Origin of the sequence: Klebsiella spallanzanii (assembly GCF_902158555.1) — a bacterium.
In the GTDB taxonomy this organism is placed as follows: domain Bacteria; phylum Pseudomonadota; class Gammaproteobacteria; order Enterobacterales; family Enterobacteriaceae; genus Klebsiella; species Klebsiella spallanzanii.
On record NZ_CABGGS010000001.1, the window covers coordinates 249,673 to 266,778 of the forward strand.

Consider the following 17,106-nt stretch of genomic DNA (forward strand, 5'->3'; position numbering starts at 1 on the left):
CTTACCCCCTGAAACCTTTCGGAATATCTGCCTGAACTTTGCCGCTAAAACCGAGATTGCCACCGGTTGTGAGATTTGCCGGACAAAGCTTCACAGCCACCTCAGGCCATTTGCTCCGCAGGCGGTCAGCAGTTTTAATGTCCTTGACCCACCAGCTGTTCTGAATGCGTTCAACCATGGTGTACATGTGCTCGTGAGTGCAGCCCTGCTGTTCGCGTAGCAACCGGATTTCATTCGCCCAGAATGTCCAGTCTGGCTCTGCCGGTCTTGAAATCGTCCCGTCGAATTCAGCGGCTCGTTCGTGCACTTCGACGACGCGGGCATAAAACCACTTCGAAAACTCCAGGTCTTCCGCGCTGCCCCAAAGGCTTTTTTCAGCGTTGAAAATCACCGCCTCAGGATGCTTCTCAGCAAAGTTATCCACAGGGGAATACTCTCCGCCTTGGTTTTTAAGATCTGTTATAAGATCTGTTCTTTTAAGATCTGTATAGAGATAGGATTCGGCGTTTGTGCCGTTTCCATTCGGCGTTTGTGCCGTTTCCTGGATTCGGCGTTTATGCCGAATGCATTCGGCGTTTGTGCCGTTTCCATTCGGCGTTTGTGCCGAATCCAATACTTTCAATGCTTTGCTTCCATTCGGCACTTGTGCCGAATCCAGTATTGACGGGAAAATCTTGAGCATCAGCTCTTCCTGGTCAATGCGGTAGTGCTTCTTCGGCGTACCGTTAACCTGACGAATTTCTTCCTGGATAACGCCGGGTAAATATTGCTCAGTAATTTTGTAGATAGCTCTTCGGACCACATCGCCCTCTAAAACCCGAACCTCTTTCGCAAGCGCTGCGTGCTCTTTGTAAAACCAGCCATTTTCCAGGCTAGACTTACCCGACCAGAACACCAGCTGATTGAGAATGGCCGCCAGCAAATGCTGCTGCCTGTCTCCTGCAAAGAAATCCAGATACGGTCCGGGGATCGTTATGCAGTTCCCCTGCCCCGACATGGCCTGAACAATTTCAAACACCTGATTGTTCATTCCGAAACCTCATTGTGTAGCCGTAAAAACTCTCTCAATCCCACCCAGCCCACAGACCCGCAGGCTTTGCGGTAGGAAACATCTTTCTCTGTCGCTGTGAGTACCGTCACCATGTGGCCTTTGTGCCTGTGCTGGAAGCGAGAACCGACCTCAGGGATACCATTACTGGCTCTATCCACCTCGAAAGGCTCATACGCCGGATACGCTCGTTTCAGGCGAGCAATCAATTCAGCAGCAGACGGGTTACACATAGTCACCTCCGGAATCAGTGGTATTTCGTTACTTCAACAGCGCGATGCTGGTACGCCTTGCTGTAGATGGCCTCAATCGCGTCGTCGTGCGCATCAATCGCCGTTCCAATGGCATACTGAGCCGACAGCAACGCCCGACGCTCAATCGTGTCGTAGATGCTCAGACGATGGCGAATTTCACGCGGCAGAACGCGCAGGATTGACGGAAGCAGCAGACGGATTTTCTCGCGCTGCTGTTCGGTTTCACCTTTCAGCCAGCGGTGGAAGATATTCTGCTGGTTGGCCCACGCTTTGCCCGGAACCAGGCGAAGCTCAGCCCCACCTGAACGCACATACTCTTCAGTGATGGCGTTGGCTACGTATGCCTGACCGACTTCAGCAGCCCAGGCCAGCAGAACCATTTCAACGTGCTCGTGTTTGATTTCCATTAATCAGACTCCTTCTTGTTTCTTGGGCAAAATCACGCCTTCAGGTATTCCACTAATAGGTGTTGGGTGCAGATCTGGACGTAATTCATGGGGTGTAACTTCCCACCCCATTAATTGGCAAAGTGGAATAACACGACCTGAAGGAACTTGCTTTTTTAACCATTTAAATACGGTTTGCTGGCTAACGTTTAAGCGCTGACCAATTTCAGCTTGAGTAAAGCGCCGAGCTACCAAATCTTTAATTTCTTTTTTCATGGAACATCTCCTGTAATTCACACCCTCAAAATACAACTTCAAGGCGTGACTTGCAACAACTTTAGGTTCATATCGCAAGCAACAGCCTTTGGTTGTATTATTTAGGTATGAGAATGAAGACTATCGACATCACCACTTACCGCATAAACAGGCTCCTAAAGGAAAGAAACTGGAGTCAGACAGATCTCGCACAGAGATTGGGAGTTACACAGCAAACGATTCAAAAATGGGCGAAAGGGAAAGCCAGCCCCTCAATGGATAATGTCGACAAGTTATCGGAGATCACAGGGCATCCACCCTACTGGTTCATGCTCCCACCAGACGAAGGCGATCAGGTGGTAACTCCAGACGCAATGAAGTTAGGCCCAATGCAACTGGACCTGCTTAAAACCTTCAATGCGTTCCCGGAAGAAGATCAGCAGCAAATGCTGTCTGAAATGAAAGAGCGTAAAGAGACAATGGATAAGACCGTTGCCCGGTGGCTTGCAGCTCAGAAGGGCAATAAATAATAAGTTAGGTGCAATGGTGAGGTGTTTGGGTAATGCCATATCAACTCATATGCTTTGTAGTATCCCACTCAACTCAAAAGCGGGATAGCCCATATCACGTTTTAACATAATTGCTTATTATCATTTAAATAACAGAGTAATCAATAGGTTATGGAAAGCAAAAAATCTAAACTTATCGACTTCAAGGAATTTGGTCACTACTTAAACTCATTAGTCGGTGATCATGTATGTCCTATTTGTAATACTGACGAATGGACACTTTACACGCCAGACGAGCTGACAAAGGATGCTGAGAATGCCAAGGTATATAAAGTGATTCCATCTTTACCTTTGGTTTCATACTCCGAAGATAATGACAAGAAAAAGACGTCAATGGTTAGCTCGGAGGCTCTTGATATCTTAATAATGCAGTGCTCAAATTGTGGGTACATAAACCTTTTTAGTCACAGAAAAGTGAGTAAAAACATCGAGACTGGTGATTACAAAAAACTAAAATCTGAAGAGAACAAAGAGCATGACTCATCAGAAAATGAATAACTTCCGGGAGCCAGAAAACCTTGAGACGATCTTGACACTCGGCGCAGATGTATACAAAGTATCCCATCGAGGCAATCTAGCAACATATCATCCATTAACTACCAGCATAAACGGCGTTGATACTAGATTTTCATCAAATAACGGCGAAAAAATGAGTGAAAAATCCATAACAACCACACAATTTTGGGTCGGTATCATCCTGGCAATTTTAACAGTCTTGGGAACTGGAGTTTGCGCTACTTGGACAATCTCCAACTCAATGAATGATAAGACCAATGGCTTGAGAAAGGATATGTCTGATGAAATTAAATCCAGTAGAATTGAGCTATCAGCCAAGATAGACAGAGTTGAAGATAAGACCGCAGAAGGATTTAAGGACACGTCTTCGCAACTTAATGACATTAAAATTCTTTTAGCCAAATCAGAGCAAAAAGAAGTTAACAAGTAATTATACAATAAACCCGGCCATGTCGCCGGGTTTCTACTGCCCTACTCTTCCAGTAGCTTTACCGCCAACTCCATGACCTGAATCTGGTCAAAATCCCACTTATCCAGCCCCTTTGCTATCTCAGTTCTTATCACGTCAGCTATGGCTACCCGCTTGGTTTCATGGCCTTCGGCGACCATAGCAAAAACGACATCCCCGACAATACGGCACATCTCCTGATAGCGCAGTTGCGCGGCTTCTTCGTAGTCCATACCCACAATCCTCTTTGATGTTTTTATGAGCATACCACTTTGCTTTAGCCTTCGGCACCTCTCACCGCACCACAAAATACAACTTAAAGTTATTGACAACATAACTTCAGGTTGTATTATTGAATCCATCAACACCAATCAAGGTGCGATAGGTAAACAATCCGCTACCCGGCGATAAGGGTCAACTAGATGAGGTGTGACATGACTCAGGAATTAACCGAACAAAAAAAGCCACTACGTATCTACGCAATGGCTTTTGTCAAAAGAGCGATCACTCTTTCAACCGATGATCGGGAGGATTTTTGGTTGGAAATCCCTGGTGGCGTCGGCTGGATAAAGTTTGAAAAGCTTCGCCTGGAAACTGAGTTTACTGATGGCGGAGCATTGTTTGTAGCCAAAGAACTGCGTTCGGGATCTGACCCAGCCCCTGAGTCAGTAGTTCAAGCACGATGTGTTTTGTGGCGTCAGCGGGAAGCTCTTTTAAGCGCTGCAAATACGCTTTCTTATCTTCTGGGTCAGAAATGTTCTGGTTAATGAAATCCCTGAGAGCAGACAGCGTTTCATCGTGCAATTTAACGGTGACGATTTTAAGGGAAGCGGAAATACTGCCCTCCTCGCTTAGCAGGTTAACAGCATCACGGGTTGCGGTTATTAATTTGATGTCAGGTGACTTACCGGCGAGTGAATCTTCAATTCCACCGGTTATAAGTCCTTCCTGCTGAAGATAGGCGATGTTCTGCAGGAGCGTTTTTTCGTCTAGTGACGATAGTTCTTTGGGTATGCAGCCAATTTCGTCTGGATAAAACTCCAGTGCAATTTGAAGTATCTGCAATTGAAGCTGGCGGTCAAAAGAAGCCATAAGAATTCCTCCTTGTTTGTGGTGAACAGAGGATACCACCGAGCCTGAAGTGGTGAAAAGACAGGCAAAAAATCAACATACCTTGCAATGCAAGTGAATGCGGCTAAGCGCACGTGGCACAGTTAAAAAGGTAAGCATGGGCGATTTCCATGTTGCGGGAAAAAGCAGGTCGGCATCAGTTGTTAACTGGCTGGTATCACCGGGAGGCACCCGGCACTGCATTGCAAGGTCTGTTAGGTACTCAATACACACGAGGGTAAGGAGATGAGCAGAAACGGCATTCGTACACTGGTAATTGTCTTGGCTATCTGCCTTGTTGCCTGGTCAGCGACGATTATCAAAATTATGCATGTTGCGGGGGTATTCAATGGCTAGTTTACCAAAACACGATCCGCATATTCAGGCAGCACAAAGCAAACTTGCTATTGCTCACTGTATTGATGACAGAGACATGTGGGATCAAGCCATGTCATCAATGAAGAATATTCATGAAAAGGCAAAGCACATAGAAGATCGGATGTTCTGTGGTCGTACAGATGCGCTTTCAGGATTAAACTTTCGAGATATTGTTTTGAATTATGACATGTACGGAGATTTAATTTCCGTCGATGCAGACTTGCTTACAGCCCAATATAAAATAAATACCGAAGTTTCATTTTAATTATTAATAGAACTAATTAATGCCTTGAATGGCAGGTATCCACACACCTTAACACAGGAATATATATGGAAACCGAAACACTCCATTGCTACAGCTGCGGCGACTCCTTTGCACGCGAAGAATTGCAATATCGCCCTTCAGGCAGAGGTGCTTATCGTAAAGTGGCATATTACTGTTCTATCTGTAACGAAAAGGAAAAAAAGAAAAACCAATTAAAGGCTACACAGTCGTTAGTTCGCAAGTCGTTACCATCAAGACCAGTAACTGCTCAACTAAGGCCTGCACTATGGAACAAATGATATCGAACGCCGCTCGCACGCCGTTACACGTTAATCAAAAAGCATACGCGACCCTTAATTCATATCACTGCGGGCAAGTAAAGCCCTGCCGCATTAAATGTGGGAATTTAAGTTTAAAGGTCGGAAGAAAGTGGCGCTTATTGTCCCGCGATAACGGCAAGTGTTGGGAAGTCATGAGCCATGAAAAATATAACCAACGTAAAGACAGGAGATAATTATTGTGAGAATAGAATTTGATGTTCATGGAGCAATAGCAACCGCCACCATCATCAGTACCGTATTCGAATTCCGCCGCCACAATCGAGCTGCGGATACTGCCTTGTTTCTGGCTCCGAGTGTACGCCATAACAGCAGCGGATTCTTTATTTTGAAAACGGAGATATCCGGTAAAACATCTCACGTGCTTCGTGCATATAAAGTACTTCAGTCGGAGGCTTTACGATGAGCTATACAACTGTCATACGCGTCTGGCCTGGCGAAAAGTCAGAGACTGCTGAAGAGTTTCGCAATGCATGGGGTAGCGGACCAGTAATCTGGAACGATATGGCAATCCGCTACCTTGGGGCTCTACCACATGCGTATTCGATGTGCATTGATAAGCTATGGCCTCTTGCTAACCGACAAGATATCCCCCTCCATCACCGCGCAGTTCTGGCGATGACATATGACAGGATGTACATCCTTAAAGAACATTATTCACGCGCTGCGGAATGCATCCGGCTATATCTTGCTGATTTTCCGCCAAATGAAAACTTAGTTAATCATTGGCCTGCTATCGCTGAACTATTTGAGGGAAATCCTGACTGTCCGGCGATAGGGCTATGGCTCACCTCGGTCTGTGAGGACCCCTTTGCTGGCGAATGGAATGATGAAGCGGAAGAGTATATGGAGCCAGACTGGTCGAGATACTGGAGTTTGTTTGATCATCTTGATGGATCCAGCATTTGATTTCCAATAATCAAAATTAAACCGGGGAACTGATTATAGTTTCCCGGCCATGAGGTTATTTATGGCCGATATTACTCAAGAAGATGAATGGGTGATGGAAAAGGGAATTGTAGCGAAGATGTATATGACTCCCCGGCAAATTAAATCTTACCGGGAGGGGAGATGGATCGAGGGCATTCATTATAAGAAGCACCCACCAGATCCAAAAGCTTCAGAAGGAAGGGTAACGCTTCTCTACAACTACACCAGGATTAATAGGCTTGTCGGGGAAACATAATGAATATGCCTGCTGGCGTAGAGCTGCATGGGAAAGGAATAAGAATTAGCTTTCTATATCGCGGCATACGTTGCCGCGAAGTTTTGCGGGGCTGGACTGTATCAAATAGCAATATAAAAAAAGCTGGCAATCTCCGTGCTTTAATTATGAGTGAGATTCAGCAAGGTAAATTTGACTATGCAGAGCACTTTCCTGAATCAAAGGCGCTTAAAAAATTCACCACAACACAAAAAATTAAAACCTTCGGTGAATTGTGCAAAGTTTATCTTAATGCCAAAAAGCTTGAGGTCTCAGCTGCGTCATACAGAGGCGCAGAATCACGTATAGCAACGCTTTGCGCTATTGTTGGAAGTAATACGCATATTGCGGATATTCAGCATACCGACCTGTTGAATTACAGGAACGCGCTATTAACTGGTAACACCTTTAGCGATCACGCGCCCTGGCTTAAAAGAAAAGGTCGCGCTGTATCCACGGTCAACGGCCTGATGAACAATCTGACTGCGTTACTCAAACTGGCGAACCTGAGCGGCTTTATCGAGCATACCCCTCACGAAGGTATAAAGATGCTTAAACGCTCCAGGAGAGACCCTGATCCGCTTCTCCAGAGCGAGTACGAGGGTTTTATAAAGGCGCTTTCTCATCGGTATGCTTTGCTCTGGACTACGGCTATCTTTACCGGCCTTCGGCATGGCGAGATTACAGCTTTAGCCTGGGAGGATGTAGATCTTGATAAAGGTGAGCTTCACGTCAGGCGTAACCAGACGAATGAGGGCCTGTTTGTACCACCTAAAACCGAAGCGGGTATCAGAACTGTAACCCTGCTTGAGCCTGCGCTGAAAGCTTTATGTGAGCAATTCAAGCTAACTGGCGCATTAAGCAAAACAGAAATCACTTTTCATCACCGCGAACATGGGTTAACAGAGCAACAAAAACTGCGGTTCGTGTTTATCCCGCCCAAAAACTGGCGCGGGGAAACGAAGTATTACGGATCTCAGTCTCTGGGGTATAGTTGGGAGGCGGGATTAAAGAAGGCTGGAATAAGGAACAGACGCCCTTACCAGTCGCGCCACACGTTCGCATGCTGGCTTTTAACTGCCGGTGCTAACCCGTCATTTATCGCCGGACAGATGGGTCACGAGAACGCGAAGATGGTTTATGAGATTTACTCGAAGTGGATCGGAGAGATGGACCGTAACCAGGTGGAAATGCTGAACAGTAGTTTTTCTGACGTTGTGTCCCAAGGGTGCCCCAAACGCAAGGTAGTGGGTATAAAAAGCGTTTAATTTCAGCAGAATAAAATCACTTGCCGGAATATTAACTTTATTCCAACATGAATGCTCACTACGCTGCAATGGCGGCTAAATAAAAAGCAGGAGCGGATATGATTACGCTGTGGGGCAGAAACAACTCGACCAATGTGAAAAAAGTGCGCTGGGTACTGGAAGAACTCGACCTTCCGTATCAACAAATTCTGGCGGGACTTGAGTTTGGTCTGAATCACGACCCCGAATATCTGGCCATGAATCCCAACGGTCTGGTGCCGCTGTTAAAAGATGCATCCACCAACATCGTGCTTTGGGAATCGAATACTATTATTCGCTATCTGGCAGCGCAATATGGCCAGAACCGTCTGTGGGTAGAGTCACCGGCACTGCGCGCCGAGGGCGAAAAATGGATGGACTGGTCCAACGGTTCGCTCTCTCCCGCTCATCGGCCGATTCTAATGGGGCTGGTCAGGACGCCACCAGAAAAACGCGATCCTGCGGCGATTGAAGCCGGTATCGCCGCCTGCGAGGCGTTGTTTGCCATTCTTGATGACGAACTGGCTCGGCATCCGTGGCTCTCGGGCGATACCTTTGGCCTTGGCGACATTGCCGTCGCGCCGTTCGTTTATAACCTGCTGGAAACCGTAAAAACCTGGCAATCGCGCCCGCATCTTCAGCGCTGGTACCAGCAGATTAGCGAGCGTCAGGCCTGGCGTAATGTGGTGATGATCCCGGTCACCTGATTTAGCCGGCTGGACTTACCCTCAGCAGCTCGCCGTTGGATTCGTCGGTTAACACATACAGATAACCGTCGGGTCCAGGGCGCACATCACGGATTCGTTTACCGCGATCGCTCAGAATTCGCTCCTGTTCCGTGACTTTATCGCCATCGACCTTCAGCACAATTAGCGACTCATCCTTCAACGCACCGATAAACAGCCGTTGCTGCCACTGCGGGAAAGTCGCCGCATCATAAAAAGCCATCCCGCTCACTGCCGGAGATTTTTCCCAGACAAACAGCGGCGCTTCGGTTCCCGCCGCCGTCTTACCTTTAGCCTCCGGAATCGGCAGGCCGCTATAATTAATACCGTGCGTCGCCAGCGGCCAGCCGTAGTTCTTACCTTTTTGCGGAATATTAATCTCATCGCCGCCGCGTGGGCCATGTTCGTTCAACCACAGCGTATCGCTCCACGGATTCATCGCCATCCCCTGCGGATTGCGAATACCGTAAGACCAGATTTCTGGCCTGACGCCCGGCTTGCCGACGAAAGGATTATCAGCGGGGATTTTACCGTCAGCCGTCAGACGCACCACTTTCCCCTGTAGCTTATCCAGATCCTGGGCAGTCGAACGCTGGTTATTTTCCCCAAGTCCGATAAACAGATACCCGTGGCCGTCAAACACCATCCGTCCGCCAAAATGGTTGCCAGTTGATAGCTTCGGCAGTTGGCGGAAAACCACCTGGAAGTTTTCCAGCCGCTGGAGGTCCTCGCTCAGTCGGCCATAGCCCACAGCAGTCCCGGCTTTACCGTCATTGCCGCCTTCGGCGTAGCTTAGCCAGACCCGGCGCGACTGGGTGAAATCCGGCGCCAGTACCACATCCAACAAACCGCCCTGCCCGCTGGCCCATACCTGCGGTACGCCGGACAGCGCAGGCGAGAGACCTTCGCCCTTCTGCCAAAGCTTGAGTTCGCCACCGCGCAGAGTAATCAGTATTCCTTTGTCGTCAGGAAGAAAGGCCAGCGCCCACGGGTGTTCAAGCTGGTCCTGCAACACCTCTACGCGCTCCTGGGCGGCAAAGGTTGCCATGGGTAACAACAACGCGGTAAGGGCTATCAGGGTAACGGTCTGGCGCATGGCATACTCCTTTTGTCAGCAATGGGATAAGGGTAGCCAGCAGGGGGAAACGGGAAGGGATTTTTACATAACATTAAATAGGGGGAGCAAGCTCCCCCCAATCTCAGGCATGGGTCATTGGCGCTGATTTATTCAGTTTATGAATATTTAGCGTCAATACCGCCAGACAGCTTTCCAGCTTATCTACGTTGACAGCAATGTAGGACGGGCAATCATGATGTCCGCTCATCAGGCACACCGCCGCAGAAGCGACGGCCTCGCCCGCAAGCCGCAGAGCTTCCTTTTCCTCCGGCGCAACGGCGTGCTGCAAGCGCGGCGCGTGTTCACGCATTTCATGACACAGTTCAAACAAGTTATCACGCAGATGGTCGTTTTCGCTGACTGACATATAGCCTTTTGCTTTACGCAGCTGTAAATAAGCATCGAGGTCAATGTTGGCATTAACCAGCTTATTCATCAGGTTACGATATAGTCTGTCAACGCTCATCTCAGGTCCTCCTCTGTCGTCCTTTACCATAATTATAATATGGTCATTTTTCGTACAAAACGATGAGAGAGATCAATAAACACCAGTTCATTAACATCATTTACAATGTTACAACGATGAGTAAAATCCTTCCCTGCGCTCAGACAGCCTCCAAAGCAAAAAACACAAAAAATGTTATACGCTCTCACAAAAATGAGGCTTTCAATTTGGCAATGAACAATCATTTATTGCTGTAATGATCACAAAATAGCGCAATGCTCATTGCCTGAAAATCCTGCCGGGTGTCATATCATCCAAATAAATGTATTACGTATAACATTTAATAAGAACAGCAAACGGCTCGATCCTGTTTGCAACCTTTATCTCTATCGCTTGAAGGAACAGAAATGATTACGCCCGGCAAAAGAAACTATATCTTGTTGAGTCTTTTCGATTTCCTCTATCTGTTCGCCTGGTCATCAACCATGGCGTTTTTTGTTATCTGGACCACTCAACACCTCGGGATTAGTGCGACCAAAACCGGCCTGCTCTATTCGGTCAACGCCTTTATCGCTTTGCTGATGCAGCCCTTCTTCGGTTTTATTTCCGACAAATTCGGCCTGAAAAAGCGACTGATTTGGATCCTGGTCGCCATGCTGCTGCCGGTTGGCCCGTTCTTTATCTACTTATATGCACCGTTGTTGGTTCATAGCTTCTGGCTGGGCGCACTGCTTGGCGGGGTATACCTGGGGATTATTTTCAACTCCGGCTGCGGGGTGATTGATTCGTATATCGATAAAATCTCGCGTCGCTATCAGTTCGAATATGGTCGGGTGCGGATGTGGGGATCGTTAGGCTGGGCGGCTGCGGCATGGATCGTCGGCAAATATATCGACAGCAATCCAAACCTCGCTTTCTGGCTGGCCAGCTTCGCCATTGTTATCGCGGCAATCTGTTTTATGCTGACTAAGGTCGAATTGACCGAAGCGGAAATGCAAAAAACCAGCGCGCTGAAAGTTTCGCATGCCCTGGAGCTGGCGAAAAACGGTCAGTTCTGGATGCTGCTGGTGTTTACCCTTTTCGTCACGCAAATCTACGACACCTATGACCAGCAGTTCGCTCAATACTTTTCTCTGCAGTTCCCGACGCCGGAAGAAGGCAACCGTTGGTACGGGATTCTGGCTTCCATTCAGGTGTGCGGCGAAACGCTGTTTTTATGCCTGATGCCGTGGTTTGTTAACCGTACTGGCGCGAAGTGGGCGTTGATCATTGCCGGGCTGATTATGTCAGTGCGTATCGTCGGCTCTGCTATCCCGCTTGGTCCGGTGTGGATCGGCGCGGTAAAAATGATGCATGCGCTGGAAAAACCGCTGATTCTGGTTTCGGTATTTAAATTTATCGCCGCCAACTTCGACAACAAACTGTCATCAACGGTCTACCTGCTGGTACTGTTTGTCGCCTCCATCGCTACCGCCATTTACTCACCATTAGCGGGGTATTTGTACGACACCATCGGCTTCGCGCATACATATTATATTCTGGGCGGTATCGCCGGACTGTTTACTCTGATCTCGATATTCACGCTTCGTGATAATCGAGAGCCGACTGCACCAGGCGCTGCGCCGGGTACAGGCGCGACGCAAACGCTGTAATTCCTCAACGCCCAGGATACACTCCTGGGCTTTTTCATCATTAAGCATGTCGTTGCTATACTATTTTACGCAAAGACCTGTAAAATCCCTGCCCTGACCATTCCAATAATTGAACACTTTTTAAGCTATGAGCAATGTCACCCATCAGCCGAAAATCGGCTTTGTCTCTCTGGGCTGCCCGAAAAATCTCGTGGACTCAGAACGTATCCTGACTGAACTGCGCACCGAAGGTTACGACGTGGTTCCTTCCTACGATAACGCCGATATGGTTATCGTTAATACCTGCGGCTTTATCGATAGCGCCGTGCAGGAGTCGCTGGAAGCGATTGGCGAAGCGTTAAAAGAAAACGGCAAAGTGATTGTCACCGGCTGCCTGGGCGCGAAAGAAGATCAAATCCGCGAAGTCCATCCAAAAGTGCTGGAAATCACCGGTCCACACAGCTACGAGCAGGTGCTGGAACACGTCCACCACTACGCGCCGAAGCCTAAGCACAATCCGTTCCTGAGCCTGGTGCCGGAACAGGGCGTTAAGCTAACGCCGCGTCATTACGCCTACTTAAAAATTTCAGAAGGCTGCAACCATCGCTGCACCTTTTGCATTATCCCGTCGATGCGCGGCGACCTTGTCAGTCGTCCGATTGGTGAAGTGCTGGCGGAAGCCAAACGCCTGGCCGATGCCGGGGTCAAAGAGCTGCTGGTGATTTCTCAGGACACTTCCGCCTACGGCGTTGATGTCAAGCATCGCAGCGGCTTCCATAACGGTATGCCGGTGAAAACCAGCATGGTAAGCCTGTGCGAAGAGCTGGCCAAGCTGGGGATTTGGGTTCGGCTGCACTACGTGTACCCGTATCCACACGTTGATGATGTCATCCCGCTGATGGCGGAAGGCAAGATTTTGCCGTATCTGGATATCCCGCTGCAGCACGCCAGCCCGCGTATTCTCAAAATGATGAAACGCCCTGGCTCCGCTGACCGTCAGCTGGCGCGCATCAAACAGTGGCGCGAAGTCTGCCCTGAGCTGACCCTACGCTCGACCTTTATCGTCGGCTTCCCGGGCGAAACGGAAGAAGATTTCCAGATGCTGCTCGACTTCCTGAAAGAGGCTCGTCTGGATCGCGTCGGCTGCTTCAAATACAGCCCGGTGGAAGGCGCGACCGCCAACGAACTCGCAGACCAGGTGCCGGAAGAAGTAAAAGAAGAGCGCTGGAACCGCTTTATGCAGCTACAGCAGCAGATCTCTGCTGAGCGTCTGCAGGAGAAAGTGGGCCGCGAAATCATGGTTCTGATCGATGAAGTTGATGAAGAAGGCGCGATTGGCCGCAGCATGGCGGATGCACCGGAGATCGACGGCGCGGTCTACCTGAACGGCGAAAGCAAAGTTAAACCAGGTGACGTTGTGCGGGTGAAGGTCGAACATGCCGACGAATACGACCTGTGGGGCAGCCGGGTTTAATTCCTTCCTCTGAACGTGTCCCGGATTGCGGCGCTAACGCGCCTTATCCGGGCGACAAAACCCTCGAACGCCTACCCCTTTATCTTCGGATCCAGCGCATCGCGCAGGCCGTCCCCTAGCAGATTAAACGCCAGTACCGTCAGGAAAATGGCGATCGCCGGGAACAGCGCCACGTGCGGTGCCATCACCATATCCGCCCGCGCCTCGTTCAGCATCGCGCCCCATTCCGGGGTCGGCGGCTGCGCGCCAAGTCCCAGGAATGAAAGGCTGGCTGCGGAGATAATCGACACCCCGATACGCATCGTAAAATAGACGACAATCGACGATACCGTTCCGGGTAAAATGTGGTTAAACAGGATGTTGGCATCGCTGGCGCCGATACTGCGCGCCGACTCGATAAAAGTCTGCTGCTTAAGTACCAGCGTGTTGCCGCGTACCAGACGCGCAAACGCCGGGATCGAAAAAATCGCCACCGCGATAATCACATTCGACATCCCGCTGCCCATGACCGCTACCACGGCAATCGCCAGCAGAATACCGGGGAACGCAAACAGCACGTCGCAGATGCGCATAATAATGCGATCCCACCAACCTTCGTAATACCCCGCCAATAGCCCGAGAACGGTGCCAATGACCGCGCCAATTAATACCGCGAATACCCCCGCGGCCAGCGAGATCTGCGCCCCTACCAGCACCCGACTAAAGATATCCCGCCCTAATGAATCGACACCGAACCAGTGCATCATTGACGGGCCGTCGTTAAGCCGGTCGTAGTCAAAGTAGTTTTCCGCATCGAACGGCGCAATCCACGGCGCAACGACCGCAACCGCAATCAGCAGCAGAACAAATATCCCCGCCCCCATCGCCACCGGCTGGCGACGAAAACGCCGCCAGAACTCGTGCCATGGGGTACGAATTTGCCCGGGTTTAATCCCCGGCATCGCGTTGATAACCGCTTGTCTTCTCCAGTTGAGCAATCGCACCTTACTTATACCTGATAGCCGGATTAATGGCGGCATACAGCACGTCCACCACTAAATTAATAAGAATAAATTCCAGGGAAAACAGCAACACTTCCGCCTGAATCACCGGATAGTCACGCATCTCTACCGAGTCCACCAGCAGACGCCCAAGTCCAGGCCAGTTAAAGACCTTCTCCACGACGATTGACCCGCCAAGCAGAAAACCGAACTGCAGCCCCATCATCGTGACCACCGGGATCATCGCATTGCGCAGACCGTGCTTGAGCACCACCAGCGTTTCGCTAACGCCTTTCGCCCTTGCGGTACGCATATAGTCTTCGTGCAGAACATCGACGAACGATGCGCGGGTAAAGCGCGCCATCACCGCCGCCACCGCCGCGCCGAGCGTCAACGAAGGCAGAATATAGTGCCGCCAGCTGTCAGCTCCCACCGTCGGCAGCCAGCCCAGTTCAACGGAAAACACCTGCATCAGCAACATACCGAGCGCGAACGCCGGAAATGAGATCCCGGTCACCGCCAGCGCCATACCTAAACGATCCGGCCAGCGGTTACGCCACACTGCCGCCACGATGCCCGCCGCCATACCAAACACCACGGCCCAGCTCATGCTGGCGAGCGTCAGCCAAAAGGTTGGCATAAACCGGCTGGCGATTTCGCTGCTCACCGGACGGCGTGAAGCCATCGAGGTGCCGAAATCCCCCTGCAAAATATTGCTGATATAGTGCCAGAACTGCACATGCAGCGGCCGATCGAGCCCTAGCTGCTGGCGGACCATTCCAACCACCTGCGCATCGGCTTCCGGTCCGGCAATCAGCCGCGCCGGATCGCCGGGCAGCATATGCACGAACAGAAATACCAACACCGCCACAATCAGCAGCGTAGGGATCAGCCCCAGCAGGCGTTTAATCACATAATTGAGCATGCTTCTCCTTGCATGAAGTCCCCGCGGCCAGCGCCCGGGGAGATATACCCGTCATACTTCAAGTTTCAGGTGCGTTGGCTGCACTCGTTCACCCCAGTCACATAGTTATCTATGCTCCTGGGGACTCACGAGCTTGCCGCCTTCCTGTAACTCGAATTATTTAGGGTATACAGTTGTCTACTTAAGATCCGCCTGTTCAAAGCTAAATCCGGTATCCGGCTGGATATAGAATCCGGTCAGGTTTTTACTGTGCGCTGAGACCAGTTTTTCCACCACCAGCGGCACCCACGGCGACTCTTTCCAGATAGTATCCTGCGCGTCTTTATACAGCCGCGTTTTTTCCTTCACGTCGGTCGTTTTCAACGCCTCGTTGAGGTCTTTATCGACCTGAGGATTGCTGTAGAAAGCCGTGTTGAACAGGGTCGGCGGCCAGTTTTGCGAAGCAAACAGCGGCGACAGCGCCCAGTCGGCTTCACCGGTTGAGGCCGTCCAGCCGGTATAGAACATGCGTACGCCGCTCTCTTTCTGCCCTTTGCCTTCCACTTCCGCTGCGCGCTGGCCCGCATCCATCGCCGTCAGCTGAGCCTTAATGCCCACCTGCGCCAGCTGCTGTTGGGTAAACTGCAGCACTTTCTGCGCGGTACTGTGGTTGTGCGACGACCACAACGTGGTATTGAATCCATTCGGATAACCCGCCTCTTTCAGCAGCTCGCGGGCTTTAGCCGGATCGTATGGCCAGGCGGTGTAGCTTTCAGCATAGGCAATCGACGGCGGCACAACGCCGGTCGCCGGGGTAGCGTAGCCCGCAAAGGCCACTTTCACCAGCGCCTGACGGTTAATGGCGTAGTTAATCGCTTCGCGTACTTTTGGGTTATCAAACGGCTTCTGCGTCACGTTCATGCTGATATAGCGCTGCATAATTGACGGACTGGCCACCAGCTCCAGCTTGCTGTTTTTCTCCAGCAGCGGAGCCTGTTCGTAAGGGATCGGGAAAGCAAACTGCGCTTCGCCGGTCTGCAACATCGCCGCACGAGTGTTGTTATCCACCACCGGACGCCAGGTAATGGAATCCAGCTTCGGCAGCCCCTGCTGCCAGTAACCGGCGAACTTCGTCACTTTAACAAAATCGGTCTGATTCCAGGTGTCGAGCTGATACGGACCGGTACCTACCGGATGGAAGCCAATTTCTTTACCGTATTTCTTCAGCGCCGCCGGGGAAATCATTGCCGTCGCCGGGTGGGCCAGGATATTGATAAACGCGGAGAAAGGCTGTTTAAGCGTGATTTTCACCGTTGTCGGATCTACCGCTTCGGTGCTGGCGATATTTTTATACAGGTTATAGCGCTTGAGATGATTTTCCGGGTTACTGGCGCGATCGAGGTTAGCCTTCACCGCTTCGGCATTAAACTCGGTACCGTCCTGAAACTTCACCCCCGGATGCAGCTTAATGGTATACACCAGCCCGTCCGGGGAAACGGTATAGCCTTCCGCCAGCACGTTTTGCAACTTCATATCTTTATCGAGGCCGAACAGCCCTTGATAGAAGGACTTCGCCACCGCCTGCGACAGCGTGTCGTTAGCATCATATGGGTCGAGGGTCGTAAAGTTAGAACCGACCGCCACCACTACATCTTTTGCGGCAAAGGCCGGAGTCGCTGCCAGCGCCGAAGCGACGCCCAGCGCCAACAGCCATTTGCCTGAAACGCGTTGAGTCATGTTGTTCTCCTGAGATGCTGCATTATTGATGTTGTT

22 protein-coding genes are annotated in these 17,106 nt (G+C 50.3%); 12 read left to right on the top strand and 10 right to left on the bottom strand.

The window, feature by feature from the left end:
* Nucleotide 1 precedes the first annotated feature (1 nt).
* The 3 genes from FN082_RS01255 to FN082_RS01270 form a co-directional block, all read right to left on the bottom strand.
* The gene (locus FN082_RS01255; protein WP_142981014.1) at nt 2–1,030 is read right to left on the bottom strand and encodes a hypothetical protein; all 1,029 of its coding nucleotides are present in this window, start codon (nt 1,028–1,030) and stop codon (nt 2–4) included.
* Between the two features lie 265 nt (nt 1,031–1,295).
* Nucleotides 1,296–1,709, bottom strand: a complete 414-nt coding sequence (locus FN082_RS01265; protein ID WP_142981016.1) for a toxin YdaT family protein — start codon at nt 1,707–1,709, stop codon at nt 1,296–1,298.
* A 3-nt stretch (nt 1,710–1,712) separates the two neighbouring features.
* Nucleotides 1,713–1,964, bottom strand: coding sequence for a transcriptional regulator (locus tag FN082_RS01270; RefSeq protein ID WP_049095184.1), 252 nt, complete (start codon nt 1,962–1,964; stop codon nt 1,713–1,715).
* 113 nt (nt 1,965–2,077) lie between these two features.
* Here FN082_RS01270 and FN082_RS01275 point away from each other — a divergent pair, with 113 nt between their 5' ends.
* The 3 genes from FN082_RS01275 (at nt 2,078) to FN082_RS01285 (ending at nt 3,458) form a co-directional block, all read left to right on the top strand.
* Nucleotides 2,078–2,473, top strand: a complete 396-nt coding sequence (locus tag FN082_RS01275) for a helix-turn-helix domain-containing protein (protein ID WP_142981017.1) — start codon at nt 2,078–2,080, stop codon at nt 2,471–2,473.
* 150 nt (nt 2,474–2,623) lie between these two features.
* Nucleotides 2,624–3,010, top strand: coding sequence for a hypothetical protein (locus FN082_RS01280; protein WP_142981018.1), 387 nt, complete (start codon nt 2,624–2,626; stop codon nt 3,008–3,010).
* On the top strand, nt 2,988–3,458 hold the full coding sequence (locus FN082_RS01285) for a hypothetical protein (protein WP_142981019.1): 471 nt from the start codon (nt 2,988–2,990) through the stop codon (nt 3,456–3,458). The genes FN082_RS01280 and FN082_RS01285 overlap by 23 nt, the downstream gene beginning before the upstream one ends.
* Nucleotides 3,459–3,499: 41 nt before the next feature.
* Here FN082_RS01285 and fumD read toward each other — a convergent pair whose 3' ends face one another.
* Together fumD and FN082_RS01295 are read right to left on the bottom strand one after the other, a co-directional pair.
* Nucleotides 3,500–3,709, bottom strand: a complete 210-nt coding sequence (gene fumD, locus FN082_RS01290) for a fumarate hydratase FumD (RefSeq protein WP_142981020.1) — start codon at nt 3,707–3,709, stop codon at nt 3,500–3,502.
* 367 nt (nt 3,710–4,076) lie between these two features.
* Nucleotides 4,077–4,568, bottom strand: a complete 492-nt coding sequence (locus FN082_RS01295) for a hypothetical protein (protein ID WP_142981021.1) — start codon at nt 4,566–4,568, stop codon at nt 4,077–4,079.
* Between the two features lie 367 nt (nt 4,569–4,935).
* Between FN082_RS01295 and FN082_RS01300 the strand changes: the two genes are divergently transcribed.
* From FN082_RS01300 to FN082_RS01330, 7 genes are all read left to right on the top strand, one after another.
* Nucleotides 4,936–5,229 (top strand): host cell division inhibitory peptide Kil, encoded by a 294-nt coding sequence (locus tag FN082_RS01300; protein WP_142981022.1) that lies wholly within the window; start codon nt 4,936–4,938, stop codon nt 5,227–5,229.
* A gap of 295 nt (nt 5,230–5,524) precedes the next feature.
* A complete protein-coding gene (locus FN082_RS30540) occupies nt 5,525–5,743 on the top strand; it encodes a ParE family toxin-like protein (RefSeq protein WP_456237440.1) in 219 nt (72 codons plus the stop codon).
* A 5-nt stretch (nt 5,744–5,748) separates the two neighbouring features.
* Nucleotides 5,749–5,973: a hypothetical protein gene (locus FN082_RS30085; RefSeq protein WP_142981023.1), complete on the top strand. Its 225-nt coding sequence runs from the start codon at nt 5,749–5,751 to the stop codon at nt 5,971–5,973.
* Complete coding sequence (locus FN082_RS01315; protein ID WP_142981024.1) at nt 5,970–6,476, top strand: hypothetical protein; 507 nt, start codon at nt 5,970–5,972, stop codon at nt 6,474–6,476. The genes FN082_RS30085 and FN082_RS01315 overlap by 4 nt, the downstream gene beginning before the upstream one ends.
* A 61-nt stretch (nt 6,477–6,537) precedes the next feature.
* On the top strand, nt 6,538–6,753 hold the full coding sequence (gene xisR, locus FN082_RS01320) for an excisionase family protein (protein WP_004111685.1): 216 nt from the start codon (nt 6,538–6,540) through the stop codon (nt 6,751–6,753).
* On the top strand, nt 6,753–8,039 hold the full coding sequence (locus FN082_RS01325) for a site-specific integrase (protein ID WP_142981025.1): 1,287 nt from the start codon (nt 6,753–6,755) through the stop codon (nt 8,037–8,039). The genes xisR and FN082_RS01325 overlap by 1 nt, the downstream gene beginning before the upstream one ends.
* 98 nt (nt 8,040–8,137) lie before the next feature.
* Complete coding sequence (locus FN082_RS01330; RefSeq protein WP_139538848.1) at nt 8,138–8,764, top strand: glutathione S-transferase family protein; 627 nt, start codon at nt 8,138–8,140, stop codon at nt 8,762–8,764.
* A gap of 1 nt (nt 8,765) precedes the next feature.
* On the opposite strand, the gene FN082_RS01335 is transcribed toward FN082_RS01330, so the two are convergent.
* Nucleotides 8,766–9,878 carry a PQQ-dependent sugar dehydrogenase gene (locus FN082_RS01335; RefSeq protein ID WP_142461864.1) on the bottom strand — a complete coding sequence of 371 codons (1,113 nt, stop codon included), beginning with the start codon at nt 9,876–9,878 and terminating at the stop codon, nt 8,766–8,768.
* Between the two features lie 103 nt (nt 9,879–9,981).
* A complete protein-coding gene (gene bssR, locus FN082_RS01340; protein ID WP_139538846.1) occupies nt 9,982–10,365 on the bottom strand; it encodes a biofilm formation regulator BssR in 384 nt (127 codons plus the stop codon).
* A gap of 389 nt (nt 10,366–10,754) precedes the next feature.
* Here bssR and FN082_RS01345 point away from each other — a divergent pair, with 389 nt between their 5' ends.
* The gene (locus tag FN082_RS01345; protein WP_180349574.1) at nt 10,755–11,996 is read left to right on the top strand and encodes an oligosaccharide MFS transporter; all 1,242 of its coding nucleotides are present in this window, start codon (nt 10,755–10,757) and stop codon (nt 11,994–11,996) included.
* A gap of 127 nt (nt 11,997–12,123) precedes the next feature.
* Nucleotides 12,124–13,449, top strand: a complete 1,326-nt coding sequence (gene rimO, locus FN082_RS01350; RefSeq protein WP_142461865.1) for a 30S ribosomal protein S12 methylthiotransferase RimO — start codon at nt 12,124–12,126, stop codon at nt 13,447–13,449.
* A 71-nt stretch (nt 13,450–13,520) separates the two neighbouring features.
* On the opposite strand, the gene gsiD is transcribed toward rimO, so the two are convergent.
* The 3 genes from gsiD to gsiB form a co-directional block, all read right to left on the bottom strand.
* Nucleotides 13,521–14,432, bottom strand: coding sequence for a glutathione ABC transporter permease GsiD (gsiD, locus tag FN082_RS01355; protein WP_112214696.1), 912 nt, complete (start codon nt 14,430–14,432; stop codon nt 13,521–13,523).
* 1 nt (nt 14,433) lies between these two features.
* On the bottom strand, nt 14,434–15,354 hold the full coding sequence (gene gsiC, locus FN082_RS01360; protein ID WP_139538843.1) for a glutathione ABC transporter permease GsiC: 921 nt from the start codon (nt 15,352–15,354) through the stop codon (nt 14,434–14,436).
* A 177-nt stretch (nt 15,355–15,531) separates the two neighbouring features.
* Nucleotides 15,532–17,070 (bottom strand): glutathione ABC transporter substrate-binding protein GsiB, encoded by a 1,539-nt coding sequence (gene gsiB, locus FN082_RS01365; RefSeq protein ID WP_142461866.1) that lies wholly within the window; start codon nt 17,068–17,070, stop codon nt 15,532–15,534.
* Nucleotides 17,071–17,106: the final 36 nt, after the last annotated feature.

Excerpts from the sequence above, each read along its gene's own strand:
- xisR (WP_004111685.1), top strand. The coding sequence starts at position 6,538 with ATGGCCGATATTACTCAAGAAGATGAATGGGTGATGGAAAAGGGAATT.
- FN082_RS01285 (WP_142981019.1), top strand. The coding sequence starts at position 2,988 with ATGACTCATCAGAAAATGAATAACTTCCGGGAGCCAGAAAACCTTGAG.
- FN082_RS01270 (WP_049095184.1), bottom strand. The coding sequence starts at position 1,964 with ATGAAAAAAGAAATTAAAGATTTGGTAGCTCGGCGCTTTACTCAAGCT.
- FN082_RS01280 (WP_142981018.1), top strand. The coding sequence starts at position 2,624 with ATGGAAAGCAAAAAATCTAAACTTATCGACTTCAAGGAATTTGGTCAC.
- FN082_RS01335 (WP_142461864.1), bottom strand. The coding sequence starts at position 9,878 with ATGCGCCAGACCGTTACCCTGATAGCCCTTACCGCGTTGTTGTTACCC.
- fumD (WP_142981020.1), bottom strand. The coding sequence starts at position 3,709 with ATGGACTACGAAGAAGCCGCGCAACTGCGCTATCAGGAGATGTGCCGT.
- FN082_RS30540 (WP_456237440.1), top strand. The coding sequence starts at position 5,525 with ATGATATCGAACGCCGCTCGCACGCCGTTACACGTTAATCAAAAAGCA.
- FN082_RS01325 (WP_142981025.1), top strand. The coding sequence starts at position 6,753 with ATGAATATGCCTGCTGGCGTAGAGCTGCATGGGAAAGGAATAAGAATT.
- FN082_RS01315 (WP_142981024.1), top strand. The coding sequence starts at position 5,970 with ATGAGCTATACAACTGTCATACGCGTCTGGCCTGGCGAAAAGTCAGAG.
- FN082_RS01255 (WP_142981014.1), bottom strand. The coding sequence starts at position 1,030 with ATGAACAATCAGGTGTTTGAAATTGTTCAGGCCATGTCGGGGCAGGGG.
- bssR (WP_139538846.1), bottom strand. The coding sequence starts at position 10,365 with ATGAGCGTTGACAGACTATATCGTAACCTGATGAATAAGCTGGTTAAT.
- FN082_RS01265 (WP_142981016.1), bottom strand. The coding sequence starts at position 1,709 with ATGGAAATCAAACACGAGCACGTTGAAATGGTTCTGCTGGCCTGGGCT.
- gsiC (WP_139538843.1), bottom strand. The coding sequence starts at position 15,354 with ATGCTCAATTATGTGATTAAACGCCTGCTGGGGCTGATCCCTACGCTG.
- FN082_RS01300 (WP_142981022.1), top strand. The coding sequence starts at position 4,936 with ATGGCTAGTTTACCAAAACACGATCCGCATATTCAGGCAGCACAAAGC.
- gsiB (WP_142461866.1), bottom strand. The coding sequence starts at position 17,070 with ATGACTCAACGCGTTTCAGGCAAATGGCTGTTGGCGCTGGGCGTCGCT.
- FN082_RS01275 (WP_142981017.1), top strand. The coding sequence starts at position 2,078 with ATGAAGACTATCGACATCACCACTTACCGCATAAACAGGCTCCTAAAG.
- rimO (WP_142461865.1), top strand. The coding sequence starts at position 12,124 with ATGAGCAATGTCACCCATCAGCCGAAAATCGGCTTTGTCTCTCTGGGC.
- FN082_RS01330 (WP_139538848.1), top strand. The coding sequence starts at position 8,138 with ATGATTACGCTGTGGGGCAGAAACAACTCGACCAATGTGAAAAAAGTG.
- FN082_RS01295 (WP_142981021.1), bottom strand. The coding sequence starts at position 4,568 with ATGGCTTCTTTTGACCGCCAGCTTCAATTGCAGATACTTCAAATTGCA.